This window comes from Halorhodospira sp. M38, assembly GCF_022227985.1.
Classification (GTDB): domain Bacteria; phylum Pseudomonadota; class Gammaproteobacteria; order Nitrococcales; family Halorhodospiraceae; genus Halorhodospira; species Halorhodospira halophila_A.
This window is the reverse complement of the sequence record NZ_JAJNQP010000002.1, coordinates 44,694-63,057: the sequence shown is the minus strand read 5'-3', so window position 1 is coordinate 63,057 and position 18,364 is coordinate 44,694. Positions and strand designations below refer to the sequence as shown.

The following is an 18,364-nucleotide window of genomic DNA, read 5'->3' as shown; positions in this document are numbered from 1 at the left end:
GCCCGCGTCCCCGGCGGCCGGGGACGCGGCTCCTAGCCCCGGTTGCGCAGCAGCACGTAGACGGCTCCGGTGCCGCCATCGCTCTCCGGGGCCGAGGCAAAGGCCAGAACGTCGTCGCGGCGCCTCAGCCATTGATCCACCGAAACCTTGAGCACCGGTTGCGGCTGTCGCGAGCCGCGTCCCTTGCCGTGGATGATACGCACGCAACGCAAACCGCGATCAGCGGCGCTCGCTAGGAAGAGCACCAGCTCACGGTAGGCCTCGCGCCGGGTTAGCCCGTGCAGATCCAGCTGGGCCGCCGGCGGGTAGTGCCCCCGGCGTAACTGTCGGATCACGCGTCGCTGGACCCCGGCGCGGTAGTAGAGCAGTTCCTCGCCGGTCTCGACCTCCGCCGGGTCGGGCGGGGGATCGAGCAGGCTCTCGACAACCCGGCGTTCGTCGGCTTCACGCTGGGCAGGGCGGGGCGGCGGGGGAGGCGGTCGCGTATCGGCCCGGTCGTTTTCGTAACGGCGCACGCCGGCCATGGCTCGGCGGAACACGGCCGCCTCGTCCGCCGGGTCGCGGGAGTCGCCGCTGTCGTCTTGCCCGTTGCTCATGCCCAACCCCACGGTGGTGCTCCCCGACACGTTATACTGCCAATCTTGGCGGCAACTGTGTGTTCGAGGCTGCGCCTGCAGGAGCGAGATGTACATTCTGATCAGCAACGATGATGGTTACCAGGCCGAGGGGATCCTGACCCTGGCCGAACGGCTCGGCACCGTGGCGCGGGTGACCGTGATGGCGCCCGAACGGGACCGCAGCGGAGCCAGCAATTCGCTGACGCTTGAGGACCCCATCCGGGTCAATCAGATCGAGCCCCACCGTTACCGGGTCCAGGGAACACCGACCGACTGTGTGCACCTGGCGCTCACCGGGCTGCTGGAGGAGGATCCGGACATGGTCTTCTCCGGCATCAATGCCGGTGCCAATCTGGGCGACGACGTGCTCTACAGCGGCACGGTGGCGGCCGCCATGGAAGGGCGCTACCTGGGGCTGCCGGCGGTGGCCATCTCCCTGGCCGGGACCTGGGCGCCGGTCCACTACGACACGGCGGCGCGGGTGGCCGTCAAGCTGCTCGAGCAGATCCAGGATGATCCGCTGCCGCCGGATAGCATCCTCAACGTCAACGTGCCGGATCTGCCCTGGGATGAGATCCAGGGCTTCCACGCCACTCGGCTCGGCTGCCGCCACCGGGCCGAGCCGGTGATCAAGCAGCACGATCCGCGCGGTCGCACCATCTACTGGGTGGGGCCACCGGGCTCGGAACAGGACGCCGGCCCGGGGACCGACTTCTACGCGGTGCGCAATGGCTTCGTCTCGGTGACGCCGATTCAGGTCGACCTGACCCGGCACCAGGGGCTGGAGCAGGTCCGCGGCTGGCTGGACGGGGTGACCTGGTGATGCGCGAGCGGAATGCAACCGGTATCGGCATGACGTCTCAGCGGACCCGGGACCGGCTGGTGGAAGCGCTGGCCGCCCAGGGGATCCACGATGAACGGGTGCTGGCGGCGCTGCGCGAGGTACCCCGCCACCTCTTCGTGGACGAGGCCCTGGAGAGCCGCGCCTACGAAAACACCCCTCTGCCCATCGGCGAGGGGCAAACCATCTCCCAGCCCTGGGTGGTGGCGCGGATGACGGAACTGCTGCTCGAACAAGGGGTGCCGGAGCGCGTGCTGGAGGTGGGGACCGGCTCGGGGTACCAGGCGGCGGTACTGGCCCGGCTCGTGCCTCGGGTCTACAGCGTCGAGCGTATCGGCTCGCTGTTGCGCAAGGCCCGCGAGCGGCTGCACACCGCCCGCCTGTTCAACTGCCAGCTCCGCCACGGGGACGGCTACGAGGGCTGGCCCGAGTACGCCCCCTACGACGGCATCATCGTGACCGCGGCGCCGGAGGCGCTACCGGAGGCGCTGCTTGAGCAGCTTGCCGACGGGGGACGTCTGGTGGCGCCGATTGGCGGGGCCGGTTACCAGGAGCTGCTGGTGGTGGATCGTCGTGGCGACGAGTACGAGCAGCGTCGGGCGGCCGGGGTCTCTTTCGTGCCGATGCTTGAGGGGCGGATCTGAGTGCGACTGTTCGGACCGCTGTACAGCTGGACGGTACGGTGGGCGGGTCACCGCCGGGCCCCCTGGGCCCTGGGTGGGCTCAGCGTCGCCGAGTCGTCGGTGTTTCCGATCCCGCCGGATGTCTTGCTCGCGCCGATGTCCCTGGCGCGGCCGAACCGGGCGGCGGCCTTCGCCCTGATCGCCACGGTGGGGTCCGTGCTCGGTGGATTGATCGGCTACGCCCTGGGCCACTTCGCCCTCTATCTGGTTGAGCCCTGGATCGCGGCTGCCGACTACGAGCAGGCCTATCGGACGGCGGTGGACTGGTTCCAGGATTGGGGCTTCTGGGTGGTGCTGGTGGCGGGCTTCTCGCCGATCCCCTACAAGGTCTTTACCGTGGCGGCCGGTGCCACCGGGGTTGCGCTGGTTCCGTTTGTGGTCGCGTCGCTGCTCGGGCGTGGGGCACGGTTCTTCCTGGTAGCGGGGCTGGTAGCCTGGGGAGGAGCCCGGCTTGAGCCCTGGCTCCTGCGCCACGTCGAGCGGATCGGCTGGATCAGTGTCGTCCTGCTGCTGCTCGGAATGCTGTGGGTCAAATACGGATAGCCGTCCCATGGTGGGCAACCCGTCGCGAGCGCTGGCCTGGGCACTGATCTTCCTGCTGATGCCCGGGTGCGCGACGCTCTGGGACGGGGACTGGGAAGAGGACGGACACCGTCGTATCTATCTCTACGAGGTGCAGCCAGGCGATACGCTCGGCCGCATCGCCTGGCGGCACGGGCTGCGGGTCGAGCAGCTGCAGCGCTGGAACGAGCTGGCCAACCCGGACGAGATCCAGGCCGGGGCCTACCTAGTGCTCAATCCGCCCGGCGACGAGGGTGCTGCGGGAGGGCACGCAGCGGATACGGCCCCGGGGCAGACCGAGGATACGACCCGGGAGCCGCCCCCGCCGCCGGACGATGCGCCGGACTACGAACTCGGCTGGGTCTGGCCGGCCGACGGTGTAGTGCGGCGCTCCTACGCCACCGACAGCGGTGGCAAGAGTGGCATCCAGATCGGCGGTTCGGAGGGGGACACGGTGCGCGCCGCGGCCGATGGTGAAGTGGTCTACAGTGGCAGCGGTCTGCGTGGTTACGGCAACCTGGTCATCGTCATGCACGATGACCGCTTCTTGTCGGCCTATGGCTACAACCGAGCCCTGAACGTGGCGGAGGGCGAGCGGGTCAGCGGCGGCGACCCCATCGCCGAGATGGGGCGAGCCCCTGGGGCTGATGAGGCCAGCCTGCACTTCGAGATCCGCATCGACGGAGAGGTGGTCGACCCGGAGGATTACCTGCCTGCGCGCGATTTGTGAAAAGGGGTTAACGGTTCACACTTTTCTTGTTGCGCTGGCGATGGTTTGGTAATAACTTAACCATAGGCCGAGTTGATTCCGTTTCAAATAACGATCATCAAAACAAGGGGTTAAGTCTCCTCGGCAAAGGGTTCTTGGGGGCGGTGCGCTAGCACCGTGAGTTGACAGGGAGCCGATCCCCCATCGGCTGCCCAAGGAGCCGGGCTTGGAAGCCCGGCGAGCGGTTCCGCAGAGACCACTGGGAGGTCCGCGATGACCCTCGATACCGCGGTTGGGAGCGTATACCCGTACACTGATTCGGAGACGGAGCAGGATACCCCGATGACGGATGACCCCATGGAGCTGATGCAGCCTGTGGGCATGGATGGGGCCAGCGAGCCCGAGCCCGAGCCGGAACGCCGGCCTCGCAGCAGGAATCGATCCAGTGCCGAGTGCCGGACGGCGCTGGACGCCACGCAGCTTTACCTCAACGAGATCGGGCACGCCTCTTTGCTTACCGCCGAGGAAGAGGTCACGTTGGCGCGTCGAGTCCAGCAGGGCGACGCGGCGGCCCGGGGTCGCATGATCGAGAGCAATCTCCGTCTGGTGGTCAAGATCGCCCGGCGCTATATGAACCGCGGGCTCGCCTTCCTCGACCTCATTGAAGAGGGCAACCTGGGGCTGATCCGTGCCGTGGAGAAGTTCGATCCCGAGCGCGGGTTTCGGTTTTCCACCTACGCCACCTGGTGGATCCGGCAGACCATCGAGCGCGGCATCATGAATCAGACCCGCACCATCCGGTTGCCGATCCACGTCATCAAGGAGATCAACCAGTACCTGCGCACCCAGCGGCGGCTGACGCAGACACTGGATCACGAGCCTACGGTCGACGAGATCGCCGAGGCCATGGGCCGCTCAGCGGAGGACGTCCGGCGGATGCGCGGCCTCAACGAGGGGACCACCTCGGTGGATGTCCCCATCGGCAAGGACTCCGACCGGGTGCTGCTCGATGCCATCCCCGACGAGACGCAGAGCGTGCCGGACAGCGCGCTGGAAGATGGCGAGGTTATGCAGCACCTGGAGGACTGGCTCTCGGTCCTCACCGACAAGCAGCGCGCCGTGCTGGAGCGGCGTTTCGGGCTCAACGGACACGAACGCTACACCCTTGAGCAGGTGGGCGCGCAGGTCGGGGTGACGCGCGAGCGGGTCCGTCAGATCCAGATCGATGCCCTGCGGCGCCTGCGTGAACTCATGGAGCGGGATGGCTACTCCCAGGAGGCGGTCTTCGGCTAGCGCGTCAGGCAATCGAGCCGGGACGCGAGGCGTTCTCCTACGGAAAAGGGTCAGGGATTTGATAAGCTGACCCGGCACCCGTAGGAGGCGCCATGGCGAAGAAGCTCCACATCCTGGTCGTGGACGACGCGACCTTCACCCGGGATCTGGTGAAAAAGGGGGTCAAGCTCGGCTACCCTGGGTTCGTCGTACACGAGGCCGCCAATGGACGGCAGGCGCAGGCGAAGCTGACCACGGGCGGCTTTGATCTGGTGCTTTGTGACTGGGAGATGCCCGAGGTGAGTGGCCTCGAGGTTCTCGAATGGATGCGTGCCGACGAGAACCTGGCCGAGGTGCCCTTCGTGATGATCACCAGCCGCGGGGACCGGGAGCACGTGGTCCAGGCGGTGGAGCGTGGCGCCACCAACTACATCGTCAAGCCGTTTACCAACGAAAAGCTCTACGAAGTCGTCACCCGTGCACTGACCAAGTCGCTGGGTGTCTCCGCCAAGGCGTTGAAAAAGCTCGGCGGGGGCGAGACCCAGGTGCAGGGCGGCGACTCGGCGGCGGTGCTCGCCGGGGGGCTTTCCGGGGATCTGAATATCGCTGAACGGCTGGAGACCGGTGCCGGCGGTAGCGGCGCCCGCAAGGAACGTGCGGTGCCCCGCGACAAGGTCATCGCCCAAGTGCGCCATTCAGGCGGGACGATCGGCTGCCTGGTCAAGGAGATCGATTTCAACCAGGTCGTGGTGGTCTTCAAGCGCCCCGAGCGCATGCCGAACCTGCTCGAGCAGGCCACCTTCGATTTCACCACCGAGGAGGACGGGCGGACATCCCGGATGAACGCCTACATCCACGCCCTGCAGGCGGGCGAGAAGCGTCAGGACACCGACATCCTGCGCATGACCCTGCGCTTTGTGGATGACGATCCCGAAAAGCAGGACCACCTCGGATACTATTTCAATGTCATTGACGGCTGAGAGCCGCGTTGTATTCGCGAAGCAGTCCGGAGCCGACCATGTCGACGGAAACCGTGCAGCCACAGATCCAGAGCAGCGCCCCCGATGAGGGCGTGATCCCGGACCCGACGGAGATGGACTCGCGGGCCGCCGAGGCCGCGACCTTCCTCAAGGCCCTGGCCAACGAGCGGAGGTTGATGATCCTCTGCCATCTGGTCGCCGGCGAGCGCTCCGTCGGGGAGCTGGAACAGCTCCTGAAGATGCGCCAGCCGGCGCTATCCCAGCAGCTGGCGCGCCTGCGCGAGGAGGGGATCGTGGCCACCCGGCGCGAGTCGCGAACCATCTACTACCGCCTGGCCAGCCCCGAGACCGAGGCGTTGCTCGAGCGCCTCTACGAACTCTTCTGCCAGCAGTCGTAGAGCACCCCGCAGCCGCCGGCATGGGCCGCCGCGGTTGCGGGGCGGGCCACGCCGGCGAGTGCACGGGAGGGTTCAGAAGCGATAGCGCACCCGGGCGTAGAGGTTGGAATCCCGCTCGAACTGGCCGTAGAAGGTGTGCTCGCTGTCGCCACCGAAGAGATTCCCGCCCACGGAGTAGGTGAGCGCGTCGGAGGCGCGGTAGCGCGCGGACGGACGCAGGTAGTAATCGGCGTCGTCCGGTGAATAGAAGGCAAACAGCGACCAGGTCAGGTTGTCCCGCCACATGCTGTAGGTCAGCCGGGTGGTGACCACCTGGCGGTGCTCTTCGGGCAGACGATCAATGTCTCGGTTTTGGTCCTTCCAGGCCGATTCGAGGTCGTCGTGGTCCTGCAGCCACTCCAGGTAGTACTGCAGGCCTACGTCCAGATTGGTGACCGCCTCCCACGTGTAGCCGAGCAGCAGGCGCGCCTCCGAGTTGGGCACGTCGCCGCTGCGCTCCCCGTCGCGGTTGTCCACCGAGTCGTAGTAACCGACCTCGGCGTTGGCGATGCCCGGCCCGATCCGGTCGCGGATGCTGGCGCCGTAGGCGTTGAGCCGGGCGTGGGTGAAACGGTCATTGAGCCGCTGCTCCGGCTGCGGGAAGAAGCCGCGGTAGAAGTACCCGGCCAGCTCGGCGCTGCCGATGCGGTGGGTCAGCCGTGCCGCCAGCTCGCCGTCGTCGGGGAACGTGTCTGGGTCGTCCGCGGGGGGGGATGTTGCCGTTCTCTCGCCGTCTAACGGATTGAAAAAGCTCAGCCGCTCCCCGTCGGGGTAGTCGTCGGGCTCGAAGACCGGGGTCCAGACCAGGTCGAGGGTCACGTTGTCGCCGTACCAGGTGCCGCGTACCGCGTCGGACGGGCCCTGCAGATAGTCTTCGTCGCGGCCGGTGAGAAACGAGTTGAAATCCTTGGGGAAGAGGTCGTTGATGAAGAGCAGGTCGCCGGTGCCCCAGGCCAGCACCTGGCGGCCGACGCGCATGTCCAGTCGCTGCCCAAGCGGGAAGGCCACCCGGGCCTCGCGCAGTTCCCCGCGTACCTCCTCGGTGACCTGATCGGCAACGGCGTCGCCGCGGACGCGGAGATCGAAGCGGCGCCAGTCGCCCCGTGCCTCCAGGCGCAGGCGGGTCTCGGCCAGGTTGTAGTCCTTGTCGAGGAGGCGGTTGTCCCGGAGGTGGTGGCCGCCGGCGAGCTCCACGAAACCGTCCACTTCGAAGGGCAGCCACTGCTCTTCCTCCTCCCAGGGGTCATCGGCCCACGGGTCGTCGTCCCAGTCGGCGAGGGCCGGTGTGCCGGTCCCGGCCGCCAGGGCCAGGCCGGCCAGCCAGCCGGGCAGGGCGTGGCGTCGGCGGAGACGGACGCTTCTCGCGTGTGCCGGGCTCATCCTCGCTTACCTCCTCAGCCAGTCGCGGGGCGGGTTGCGCAGGCTGCGTTGGGTGAAGACGCTCTCCGGCAGGCCCAGGTCGTACTCCTGGCCGCGGAACTGGACCTCGGTGTGGCCCCCCATGCGCTCGTCCTCGACGCGCATGCGCATCGCGGTGGGGTAGCCGTCGATCTCTTCCACATCGGAGCTCTCGATGCGCCGGTAAACGGTGCCATCGTCGTCCTCGTACTCCGTGGTCAGTGGCAGGTAGGTCTCGCGGTCAATCCACGTGGTGTAGGCCGCGAACTCCACATTCCCGCCATCCCGCGGGGTAGAGCGCACCTTGTAATGGTCGTCGGTGACCTCCACCAGCTCGTGGTCGTCGTCCTCCAGGTGGCGGCCGGAGACGTCCTCGTAGAAGACGTGGGAGCCGACGAAGCTGGTCCGCTTGTCGCCCGGAGCGATGCGCCGCTCCAGGTCCTGATCCGGGAGGTAAAGCCAGCGGTCGTCATCACCGCCGGGGTGTTTCTCCACCAGGAAGACGACGCCGCGGAACTCCGACGGCCGACTGAAGACCACCAGATACTGCTGATCGCCGCCGTCCTCGACATCCCGGCGCAGGATGGTGAACTGCCGGGTCTGGGTGCGGTCGCGTTCGTCGACGATGCGCATGCGCGCCTCGGACCGGCCGTCCTCGCCGGCGTAGTAGGCGGCGAGGTTGGCCCGCTCGACGATGTCCCCCACCTCCGGCGTCTCCGCGGCCAGGGTGGCGAGGCCGGGGAAGGCGAGCAGCAGGGTCGTGAGCAGCGCGTTCCGCCCGCGCCGGCGCGGCGGGTTGCCTGCCGGGACGGAGTCCTTGGGGCTGTGCAGGGTTCGGTCCATGGCTTACACCTCCTGTTGCGGTTGCGCCGGTTGCCGGGCGTGGGGGAAGAAGAGGCCGGGGGCGAAGCTGATGATCGCCGGCAGCGCCAGCAGGGTCACCAGCGCCGAGGCGGCCATGATGCTGGCTAGGAAGGTGCCGACGGTGATGTACGGCACCAGCGGGGCTGCCAGCAGGGGCAGGAAGCCCACGGCGATGACGATGGCGTTGCGGGTGATGGCGCAGGCTGGCTCGCGGAAGACCTGGGTCAAGGCGCTGCGCCACTCGCCGGTCTGCTCCAGGGCCATGCGCAGGCGCTGGATGAAGTGGATGGCGAAGTCCACCGACAACCCGATAGACAGCGACGAGAGCACCGCCACCGGCATGTCGTAGTCCTTGCCCACCAGCCCCATGACCCCGTAGATGAAGGCGATGGTGACCGTCAGCGGGAGCATCGCCAGCAGGCCCAGTGTCAGGGAGCGGAATAGGGCGATCATCATCACCAGCACCACCGCGAAGGCGGAGAGCAGGGCGAAGAGCATCCCCTCGACCATCTCGCCCTGCCAGACCAGATTGATGTAGGTGGCGCCGGCCCAGTCTAGCTCGACGCCTTCCGGCGGCGGCTGGTCGGCGACGAAACGGTCCACGGCCTCGAGCACCCGGGCCATGTCCTGGTTGTCGCCGCTGGGCAGTTGGAGCCAGACGTTGGCCTCGGTGTAGTCCGGGGTCACGAAGCGCCACAGGTCGTGGGGGCGGTGGGAGCCCTGGAAGCTCAGGATCGCCTGGGAGACGCCGCCGGAGGTCCCGGGCAGGCGGTAGTCCTCCGGCTCGCCGCTGATCAGCTCCCGGTTGACAGTACGGACCAGATCGGCCAGCGAGTTCGCCTTGCCGACCACGCCGGCCCCCACGAGGTGCTCCTGCAGATCGATGATCCAGCCCAGGTGCTCCGGGCTCTGGAAGGCACGGGTCTCGGTCCGGGCCGCCTCGACGGCGTCGAGCAGGTCCTCCCAGTGCTCGGCCTCGTCGCGATCCACCTCGAAGAGCAGGTCATCGATCTCGGTGGCCAGTGCCTCCATGCGGTCGCCGATCGGGCCCTCGTCGGTCGTCTCGGCCTGCAGCCGATCCCAGCGCTCCGCCAGGTCGTATCCCTCGGCTTCGGCCGCCTCGAGGATCGCCTGAGCCTCGGCATCGAGCCGCTCGGCGACCTCCTCGAGGCCGGTCTGGCGCAGCCGGATGTACGCCTCGTAGGTCCCGGCGAATCGGTCATTGAGGACCTCGTCGGCGACACGGATATCGTGGTTGGCCTTGAACCAGCGGGTTGGATTGTCGTTGATCTGGATCTGGGTGATGCCGAAGACCGCGATGGCCACCAGGCCCACCAGTCCGCCCACGATCCAGGCGCGGCCGCGCACGGCCAGGCGGCCGGTGGCGTCGAGCACCGCGCACATGCGGGATCCTTCCGTGTCGTTCTGCTGGCGCCGGACCCGCTCGGCCATGCGATCGAGGTTCTTGCGCGAGAGGCTGCCGACATAGGCCGGGATGAAGGTCAGAGTCAGCACCAGGGCGAGCAGCACGCCGAAGCTGATAAAGCCGCCGAAGACCTGCACCGGCGGGATCGGCGTGAACATCAGCGAGGCGAAGCCGACGCCGGTGGTCAGGGCGGTGAACAGCACCGGCTTGTAGAGCCGCTCCATGACGCCGGCCATCACCGCACGCGGGTCGTCACCGGGTCGGTAGCGGTCGGCGAAGTTCGACAGCACGTGGATGGAGGCGACCACGGCGATGGGCATGAGGAAGATGGGGATCATCGAGCTCATGATGTGCACCGTGAAGCCGGTGCCGATGAGCAGTCCCATGGTGGCGATGACCGTGGTCAGGGCCAGGAGCATGGGGGCGATGACCAGCGGGATGTTGCGGAAGAAAAAGAGCATCACCAGGAAGATGATCAGCCCGGCCAGCGGTGCCGAGACGGCCATCTGCTGGAACATCTCCACGCCGAAGGTGTCCTGGGCGACGGGCTGCCCGGTGATGTGGAGCTCGTCCTCGACGCCGATCGCCTCGGCTGCGGCGCGGATCTCGGCGGCGATGCGGTGGCTGTGATCCTTGCTCTCGATGGGCACGAATATGCCCGCCGCGGTGCCGTCCTCGGAGGCGAGCGTGCCCTGGTACATGGGCAGCCGCTCCACGGCGGCGCGGATGCGGTCGGCCTCCTCCTGGCTCTCCGGTGGCGCCGGGATCAGCCAGTCGTAGTCGATGGTCCCCGGTGCCGCCTGCTCGACATTGTCCACGGCGGCCATGGAGAGCAGATCACGCCGGACGACGCCGTCGATCTGCTCGATAGCCCGGGTGAGCTGGTAGTGGGCGGCGAGGGAGTCCGGGTTGAAGACACCCTCGGAGTGGTCGTCGTTGACCTGGCCGACGACGATCATGTCGTGAAGGTTGAACTGCTCCTGGACCTGGTCGTGGAGCACGCGGTCGGCCTGGTCTGCCGGGAGCATGTTCTCGGGGTCGGTATCGATCTGGATGCGCGGGATCAGGGCGCCCAGGGTGATCACCAGCAGAGCCATCGCCGCGAAGATCCATCGCCGGTGGTCGACGCACCAGCGTGCCAGCCTCTCGCCCATCGGGAACTCCCTTTTCGATCTGCTCGCATTCAAGCGCCGTAATATGAGAGTATACGCATATTAGAGTTCACGCATCAATGAGGCCCTGCGTCGGGCCGGCGCACTGCGAAAAGCGAGGTCATGGGCATGGCACATTCGGAACCGGACGCGGAGACCCTGGCGTTCATTGCGGCTCAGTTCCGGGCTCTGGGTGAGCCGCTGCGCTTGCAGCTGCTCCACGCCCTGCGCGACGGCGAGAAGAGCGTCGGCGAGCTGGTAGCGCTGACCGGCTCGTCGCAGCCGAACATCTCCCGGCATCTGGCCGTGCTGCGCCAGCACGGGCTGGTTCGACGGCGCAGCTGCGGTACGTTGGCCTACTTCGCGATTGCCGCCCCGCACGTGTTCGATCTGTGTGATGCCGTCTGCGGCGTCGATGGCCGCATGCGCTCGGCGACCCCGCACGGGCCGTCCGGCGCGACCTGACCGCCGCGGGCCTGTCCGGTGGATCGCGCTTACCTGTTAGACTGAGCCGCCATCGACGGGTCGACAGAAGGCGAACAACATGGCCGCAGGAAAGGAGGGCGTGCCGCGTTTCGAGCCCGCCCAGGCGGTACGCATCCTGGCGTGGATGCGCATCACCGCCACCACAGGGCAGATGATCACCGTCCTCTTCGTCCACTTCGGACTGGGCCTGACCCTGCCGCTGGTGCCCCTGCTGCTGACCATCACCGTTCTGGCGTCGTGGAACGTCTTCGCTTTCTGGCGTTTGCGCAACACCCCCGAGCAGATCTCCCAGTCGGAGGTCGTGTTCAACGTCCTCATCGATGTCGTGGCACTGACGGTGCTGCTCGGGCTCACCGGGGGGCCCTCGAACCCGTTCGTCTCCCTCTACCTCGTCCCGGTTGCGCTGTCCGCCGTCGCCATGCCGGCCAATCTGGCGCTGGTGGTGGCGATCCTCTGCGTCGTGCTCTACGGCCTGCTGCTGGCGGTCTATCTGCCCATGGACGGGCCCCACCCGATCATCGGCGGGGATTTCAACCTGCACATGATCGGCATGTGGGTGAACTTCGTGATCTCTGCATGGATGATCACGGTGTTTGTCCGTTTCATGTCTTCGGTGCTGCGCCGCCAGGACTGGCGCCTCTCCAGGGCCCGGGAGCATACCCTGCGCAACGAGCAGATCGTGGCCCTTGGCACGGTGGCCGCCGGGGCCGCCCATCAGCTGGGCACGCCGTTGTCGACGATGTCCATGGTCGTCGACGAGTTGCGCCAGGAACGCCGGGACGATACCGAGCTGCAGCAGGATCTCGAGCTGCTGCATTCGCAGCTTGCGGTGTGCAAGGAAACGCTGGAAGATCTGAAGGACGCGGGCGCAGCCGGGAGCGATCAGGGCGGGCGCACGGTCTCTCTGCAGCGGCATGTGGCGCGTATCGTGGATACTTGGCGCCTGATGCACCCGAAGATCGAGCCGAGCGTGGCGTACCAGGAGCCTTTCGTGGACGTCGAGATCAGCCAGGATCCGACCCTCATGCATGCGCTGCTCAACCTGCTGAACAACGCCGCCGAGGCGTCTTTGGAGAATCACCGCAGCGGGGTCGAGGTCTCGATCAGCAGCGACGGCGAAAGGCTGACCCTGGTCATCGACGACGAGGGCACCGGCCTCGATTCCGAGCGAGTGCGCCATGCCGGCCGGGTGGTCCAGACAACGAAGCCGTCGGGCATGGGCATCGGGCTGGTGCTGGCCAACGCCACGGTGGATCGTTTCGGCGGGAGCGTCACCCTGATGGATTCGCCGAAGGGCCAGGGTGCGCGAACGAGGATCGAAGTCTCCCTCGAGCTGCTGCGGGCGGACAACAACCGCGGCGTTGAATGAGGGAGGGAGCCGGTGAGGCTTGAGGAGGAGAGGAGGTAGACCATGTTGAACGGGCCATCGATTCTGATCATCGATGACGATATGACGTTCTCCCAGGTGCTGGGGCGCTCGCTCTCGCGCCGGGGCTGTCAGGTGGATTCGGCAGAAGAGCCGGAGACCGCCTTGCAAAAGGCGCGCAGTCAGCAGCCGCAGTACGTGGTGCTGGATCTGAAGCTCGGCGAGCACTCCGGACTGAACCTGGTCGAGCCACTTCGGGATGCGCTGCCGCAGGCACGCATCTTGGTACTGACCGGGTATGCCAGCATCCCCACCGCCGTGGAGGCTATCAAGCGCGGGGCTTACAACTACCTGCCCAAGCCCACGGACGCGGACACCGTGCTTGCCACCCTGGAGGGCAAACCCACTGCAGAGCCGGAAAAGCCCCCGCAGAAGCCGATGTCGCTGCGGCGGCTGGAGTGGGAGCAGATCCAGCGGGTGCTCAACGAGCACGACGGCAACATCTCGGCGGCGGCCCGGGCACTCGGGATCCATCGGCGCACGCTGCAGCGCAAGCTCAGCAAGCGACCGGTCAAGCAATAGTCGCGCGCTGTTTGCACGGGCGTGAATGCTCCGATATGTTCCGGGGAGGGTCGCCGAGCGACCCGATCCGTGAACTCAAGGAGCGATGCCCAGATGCGAGCTTTTAACAAGGTTTTGGCAGGGGCCGCAATGGCCGCTGCCGGGGTAGGGCTGGCCCAGGCCGACGGTCACGGCCCGGACAAGCTGTTCGTCAGCGTGACCTCTGACGATCTGCAGACCCAAGGCATGTCCATGATCCTCGCCACCCAGGGTATGCAGCAGGGCCAGGAACCACGCATCCTGCTCTGCGGCCCCGGGGCCGAGATGGCCACGGACGACTACTCGGCCGATGCCCTGGAGCCGGCCGGTGCCAATCCGCAGCAGATGATGCGCAACCTGATCGATGAAGGCGTTCAGGTCGAGGTCTGCGCCATTTTCCTGCCCAACACCGACTACACCGAGGACGACCTGATCGAGGGCGTCGGTGTGGCGGAGGCGCCGGAGGTGGCCGAGTACATGGCTGACCCGAGTGTCCGCCACTTCTCCAACTGACGGCCAGGCTGCCGGCCCCTGCCCGACGAAGGGCCGGCAGCCGCCGCGATCGCCGGCGCAGGGCGGTGCGGAGCGGTCCGCGCAGGATCTGCTGATCCAGTTGCAGGGCGTGTGCAAGGGCTACCCGGAGGGCGGGGGCGTGCGCCTGGTCCTCGAGGATCTGGATCTGGCCATCCGTCGCGGCGAATCCGTGGCCGTGATCGGTCCGAGCGGCTCGGGCAAATCCACGCTGCTCAACCTGATCGGGGCCATGGAGGCACCGGATCGCGGGGCGCTGAGGTTCGACGGCATGGATCTGGCGAGGCTGGACGAAACCGCCCGAACGCTCTTCCGGCGCCGTCATCTCGGTTTCATCTTTCAACAGCTCAATCTCGTCCCGACGCTGACCGTGCTCGAGAATCTGCTCCTTCCGCTGGAGCTCAATGGGGCCCTGGATCGGGACGGAAGGCGCCACGCCCGGGCGCTGCTGGAGCGCGTCGGACTGCAGGGACGGGAGGGCACCTTCCCGGAACACCTCTCCGGCGGCGAGCGGCAGCGGGTTGCCGTCGCCCGGGCCCTGGTGCACGGCCCCGGGCTTCTCCTCGCCGACGAGCCCACGGGCAGCCTCGACAGGGAGACGGCCCGAACCGTACTCGGGTTGTTCAATGAGCTCCGCCGTGAGCGTGGCATGACCGCCCTGATCGCAACCCACGCCAGCGAGGTGGCGGCCGCCGCCGATCGGGTGGTTGCACTGCAGGGTGGCCTGCTCGATGAGGTGTCTGCAGCGTGATCCTGGCCCGGGCTGGATGGCGCCATCACCTGCGCCACCCCTGGCAGGCGGCGCTGGCGATCCTCGGCGTGGCGCTCGGGGTGGCGGTGGTCGTTGCCGTCGAACTCGCCAACGCCTCCTCGGAGCGGGCATTCACGCGTTCGGCGGAGGCCCTCACCGGGCAGGCTACCCACCGGATCACGGCCGGCACCGCCGGGGTGGAGGAAAGCCTTTACACCCGGTTGCGGCATGCCGGTATTCGCCCCTCGACCCCGGTGGTCGAAGGACACGTCACAGGTCCGGACGGGCCGTTGCGAGTGCTCGGCATCGATCCCTGGGCCGAGTCGGGGGTCCGCGAGGCGGTAGCCGGTGCCGCTCGTGCGGTGGATGCTGCCCTCTGGCTCGATCGGGACGATCTGGTGGTGCTCTTCCGGGACGATGCGCGGCGGCTGGGGGTGACTGAGGGAGACCCCTTGGCGGTGGAGGTCGCCGGGCGCGAGCACCGGCTGGAGGTGGCTGCGGTGGTTGAGGCTCCGGATCGCCTGACCGCTGAGGGGCTGCGGGATACCGTCGTAGTGGACGTGGCCACCGCTCAGGAACTGCTCGACCGGCTCGGGCGCCTCGACCGCATCGATCTGGTGATCCCCGAGGGAGCAGCCGGAGCGGTTCGCCTGGCTCGCGTGCAGGAATTACTGCCCGATGGCGCAGTGATCGGCGAGGCCCAGGAAGGCGCGGCTGCCCTCGACGAAATGACAGCGGCCTTTCGCCTCAACCTGACCGCCTTCAGCTTGCTGGCCCTGCTGGTGGGCGCGCTGCTCATCTACAACGCAATCTCCTTCTCCGTGGTCCAGCGCCGGGCGTTGATCGGTCGGCTGCGAGCCCTCGGAGTCGGTCGCGGGCGGCTGTTCCGCGCGGTGGTTACCGAGGGGGTCGTGCTCGGGATCGCCGGAACGCTGGCGGGTCTGCCCCTCGGCTACCTGCTGGCTGACGGATTGCTCGAACTCGTGACACGGACCATCACCGACCTCTACTTCGTCCATAACGTCCGTGAGGTTGCGCTTGCACCCACGGCGCTTTTCATGGCCGCGGCGCTGGGGGTGGTGGCGGCCGCACTGGCGGCCCCCGCGCCGGCCTGGGAAGCTGCCTCGGTTGCCCCGCGCACGGCCTTGGACCGCGCCACGCTGGAGGGGCGTGCACGTCGCTGGGTGCGCCCGCTGGCCGGGGGCGGGCTGTTGCTCGGTGCCGCCGGAGTCGGTCTCCTGTGGGGTGGCAGCGGCGGCCTGGTGGTGGGTTTCGGTGGCGTCTTTGCCCTGCTGGTCGGTGCTGCGCTCTTGGTGCCCTGGGCCGTGGGAGGGCTGGCCGACGCGCTTGCCGGTCCGGCCGGTTGGCTGCTCGGGGCGCCGGGACGCATGGCCGCGCGGGGCGTGGCGGCCGGGCTGTCGCGCAGCGGGGTGGCGGCCGTGGCGCTGGTGGTTGCGGTGACGGCGGTCATCGGGGTGACCGTCATGATCGACAGCTTCCGCGGCAGCCTGGCTACCTGGTTGGACAGCACGCTGTCGGCGGATGTCTATGTCAGCGCCCCGTCCCAGACCGGCGAGCCGCCGCCGGAGTTGCCGCCGCAGCTGCACGAGCGTTTGGCCGAAGTAGAAGGGGTCGAGTCGGTGGCGACCTCGCGCCAGTTGCGGGTTCCCTCCGAGTTCGGCGAGATCCAGCTCCGTGCCTTTGATCACGGTCCGGTTGGTGATGCCGGCATGGCGTACAAGGAGCGGGGGCCGGCGGCCTGGGACCGTTTCGAGCGGGGAGAGGGTGCCTACATCACCGAGCCCTTCGCTGCCCACCACAATCTCGAGGTCGGCGATCGGGTGGCCATCCGGACGCCCGCCGGCGAGCGGCACCTCCCGGTGCTCGCCGTGGTTCACGACTACACGACGAGTCAGGGTGCTGTGTTCGTGGCGCGGGGGTTCTACGACGAGCACTGGCAGGACGACGCCGTCGACGGCCTGGCCGTCCACGCCGGGGCGGGGATCGACACCGACGCCCTGATCGCTGCGCTGCGCGAGGCCACCGGTGACGAGGCCGGAGTGCTCACCTTCCGCTCCGATGCCGAGATTCGGCGCCTGTCGCTTGAGGTGTTCGACCGCACCTTCGCCGTGACGCGGGTTCTGCAGTTGCTGGCCACCATCGTCGCGGCTGTCGGCGTCTTCGGTGCTCTGCTGGCGCTCGCACTGGAGCGCAGTGGCGAGGTGGCGGTCCTGCGTGCCTTGGGACTGACGCCGGCGCAGGTCTGGACGCTGGAACTGGCCCGCACGGGATTGCTGGGTGCGTTTGCCGGCGTTCTGGCCATCGTGCCGGGCCTTGCCCTGGCACTTGCCCTGACCGACGTGATCAACCAGCGCGCGTTTGGCTGGAGCCTGCAGTTCCAGGTGGATCCGGCAGTGCTGGCACAGGCCGTGGCCCTGGCGACCGTGGCCGCCTTGCTCGCCGGGCTCTATCCCGCCTACCGTGCAGCCAGAGTACCCCCGGGGGAGGCGATGCGTGAGGATGGCTGAGCGACTCGGCAGGCTACTCCGCGGCGGCGTGGCTGTCGTCACGGTCTTGCTGCTGGCCGGGTGCACGGATCCGCCGGAGCAAAACGGCGCAGCCGGGCAGCAGGGGGTCACGGTTGCCGGGGCGCTCTCCGGCGAACAGGATGCGCAGGGCTTCGCCCGGGCCTTGGGGCCGCGGCCGCTGGTCTTTCCCCGGGATCACGGGCCGCACCCCGACTACCGTCACGAATGGTGGTATATCACGGGCAATGTGTTCGACGAGGACGGTCGTCACTTCGGATTCCAGGTCACCTTCTTCCGTTTCGCCCTGTCCCCCGAGCCGGCCCCGCGCCGTTCGGCCTGGGGGACCAATCAGTTGTGGATGGCCCACTTCGCCGTGACGGACACCGAGGGGGAGACCTTCCACCACTTCGAGCGGCTGGCGCGGGGCGCTGTCGGCCTGGCTGGGGCCCGACCCGACCCGTTCCGGGTGTGGTTGGAGGACTGGGAAGTCCGCGGTGCGCCAGGCCAGGGGCTGAACCGGTTGCGGACCCGGCTCGAGGCCGAGGGGGTCGAGCTGGAACTGGATCTGCGGGCGCGCAAGCCGATGGTGTTCCAGGGCGAGGACGGCTACAGCCGCAAGGGCGACGACCCCGGTAACGCCTCCTACTACTACACGCTCCCTCGGCTACAGGCGGCTGGGCGTCTGGCGGTCCCCGGCGGCGAGCACACGGTCTCGGGGAGCGCCTGGATCGATCGGGAGTGGGGCAGCAGCACCCTGAGTGAGGAGCAGACCGGATGGGACTGGTTCTCGATTCAGCTCGACGATGACCGCGAACTGATGTTCTATCACTTGCGCCGGGAAGATGGCAGCATCGATCCGAGAAGCAAGGGCGGCTGGGTGGAGGCCGATGGTCGTCACCGCGTGGTCACTCGAGACGACGTGCACCTCGAGGTGCTCGAGCACTGGACCAGCCCTGACGGCGAGGCCACCTACCCGGCGCGCTGGCGGCTAGAATACCCGGAGGAGGAGTTGACCCTGGAGCTCGAGCCTGTGCTGGCGGATCAGGAGCTGCGCGACGGGTTTCGATACTGGGAGGGTGCGCTGCGCGGTCGTGGCGAGGCTGCCGGCCGCCCGGTGAGCGCGGTCGGCTATGCGGAACTGACTGGCTACGTCGATTAGGAGG

At 67.9% G+C, this 18,364-nt stretch carries 18 protein-coding genes; 14 read left to right on the top strand and 4 right to left on the bottom strand.

Annotation, left to right across the window (positions count from 1 at the left end):
* Positions 1-32: 32 nt before the first annotated feature.
* Positions 33-596 (bottom strand): Smr/MutS family protein, encoded by a 564-nt coding sequence (locus LRA98_RS01950; RefSeq protein WP_201170531.1) that lies wholly within the window; start codon positions 594-596, stop codon positions 33-35.
* A gap of 88 nt (positions 597-684) precedes the next feature.
* On the opposite strand from LRA98_RS01950, the gene surE reads away from it, so the two are divergent.
* The 7 genes from surE to LRA98_RS01915 all read left to right on the top strand — a co-directional run bounded on the left by surE (position 685) and on the right by LRA98_RS01915 (position 6,061).
* Entirely contained in the window at positions 685-1,440 is a 756-nt protein-coding gene (surE, locus tag LRA98_RS01945) for a 5'/3'-nucleotidase SurE (protein ID WP_201170529.1), read from the top strand.
* Entirely contained in the window at positions 1,440-2,102 is a 663-nt protein-coding gene (locus LRA98_RS01940) for a protein-L-isoaspartate(D-aspartate) O-methyltransferase (RefSeq protein WP_201170528.1), read from the top strand. The genes surE and LRA98_RS01940 overlap by 1 nt, the downstream gene beginning before the upstream one ends.
* Positions 2,103-2,684: a VTT domain-containing protein gene (locus LRA98_RS01935; protein ID WP_201170527.1), complete on the top strand. Its 582-nt coding sequence runs from the start codon at positions 2,103-2,105 to the stop codon at positions 2,682-2,684.
* Positions 2,685-2,691: 7 nt separating this feature from the next.
* Positions 2,692-3,432: a peptidoglycan DD-metalloendopeptidase family protein gene (locus tag LRA98_RS01930; RefSeq protein ID WP_238633204.1), complete on the top strand. Its 741-nt coding sequence runs from the start codon at positions 2,692-2,694 to the stop codon at positions 3,430-3,432.
* Positions 3,433-3,684: 252 nt separating this feature from the next.
* Entirely contained in the window at positions 3,685-4,704 is a 1,020-nt protein-coding gene (gene rpoS, locus LRA98_RS01925; protein WP_238633205.1) for an RNA polymerase sigma factor RpoS, read from the top strand.
* 92 nt (positions 4,705-4,796) lie between these two features.
* Positions 4,797-5,663 (top strand): response regulator, encoded by an 867-nt coding sequence (locus LRA98_RS01920; protein WP_238633206.1) that lies wholly within the window; start codon positions 4,797-4,799, stop codon positions 5,661-5,663.
* Between the two features lie 38 nt (positions 5,664-5,701).
* Positions 5,702-6,061, top strand: coding sequence for an ArsR/SmtB family transcription factor (locus LRA98_RS01915; RefSeq protein WP_238633207.1), 360 nt, complete (start codon positions 5,702-5,704; stop codon positions 6,059-6,061).
* Positions 6,062-6,133: 72 nt separating this feature from the next.
* Here LRA98_RS01915 and LRA98_RS01910 read toward each other — a convergent pair whose 3' ends face one another.
* The 3 genes from LRA98_RS01910 to LRA98_RS01900 are packed head-to-tail and all read right to left on the bottom strand — an operon-like array spanning position 6,134 to position 10,942.
* Positions 6,134-7,480, bottom strand: coding sequence for a DUF1302 family protein (locus tag LRA98_RS01910; protein WP_238633208.1), 1,347 nt, complete (start codon positions 7,478-7,480; stop codon positions 6,134-6,136).
* A gap of 6 nt (positions 7,481-7,486) precedes the next feature.
* Positions 7,487-8,341 carry an outer membrane lipoprotein-sorting protein gene (locus tag LRA98_RS01905; protein ID WP_238633209.1) on the bottom strand — a complete coding sequence of 285 codons (855 nt, stop codon included), beginning with the start codon at positions 8,339-8,341 and terminating at the stop codon, positions 7,487-7,489.
* A gap of 3 nt (positions 8,342-8,344) precedes the next feature.
* Positions 8,345-10,942 carry an efflux RND transporter permease subunit gene (locus LRA98_RS01900; RefSeq protein ID WP_238633210.1) on the bottom strand — a complete coding sequence of 866 codons (2,598 nt, stop codon included), beginning with the start codon at positions 10,940-10,942 and terminating at the stop codon, positions 8,345-8,347.
* A gap of 126 nt (positions 10,943-11,068) precedes the next feature.
* Between LRA98_RS01900 and LRA98_RS01895 the strand changes: the two genes are divergently transcribed.
* From LRA98_RS01895 to LRA98_RS01865, 7 genes are all read left to right on the top strand, one after another.
* Positions 11,069-11,404, top strand: coding sequence for an ArsR/SmtB family transcription factor (locus LRA98_RS01895; protein WP_238633211.1), 336 nt, complete (start codon positions 11,069-11,071; stop codon positions 11,402-11,404).
* 79 nt (positions 11,405-11,483) lie between these two features.
* Positions 11,484-12,794: an ATP-binding protein gene (locus LRA98_RS01890; RefSeq protein ID WP_238633212.1), complete on the top strand. Its 1,311-nt coding sequence runs from the start codon at positions 11,484-11,486 to the stop codon at positions 12,792-12,794.
* A gap of 42 nt (positions 12,795-12,836) precedes the next feature.
* A complete protein-coding gene (locus LRA98_RS01885) occupies positions 12,837-13,373 on the top strand; it encodes a response regulator transcription factor (protein WP_238633213.1) in 537 nt (178 codons plus the stop codon).
* Positions 13,374-13,466: 93 nt separating this feature from the next.
* A complete protein-coding gene (locus LRA98_RS01880) occupies positions 13,467-13,904 on the top strand; it encodes a DsrE family protein (RefSeq protein ID WP_238633214.1) in 438 nt (145 codons plus the stop codon).
* Between the two features lie 109 nt (positions 13,905-14,013).
* Positions 14,014-14,673 (top strand): ABC transporter ATP-binding protein, encoded by a 660-nt coding sequence (locus LRA98_RS01875; protein WP_338018538.1) that lies wholly within the window; start codon positions 14,014-14,016, stop codon positions 14,671-14,673.
* Positions 14,670-17,201, top strand: coding sequence for an ABC transporter permease (locus LRA98_RS01870; RefSeq protein ID WP_238633216.1), 2,532 nt, complete (start codon positions 14,670-14,672; stop codon positions 17,199-17,201). The genes LRA98_RS01875 and LRA98_RS01870 overlap by 4 nt, the downstream gene beginning before the upstream one ends.
* Entirely contained in the window at positions 17,194-18,360 is a 1,167-nt protein-coding gene (locus LRA98_RS01865; RefSeq protein WP_238633217.1) for a lipocalin-like domain-containing protein, read from the top strand. Before LRA98_RS01870 ends, LRA98_RS01865 begins: the two co-directional genes overlap by 8 nt.
* Positions 18,361-18,364: the final 4 nt, after the last annotated feature.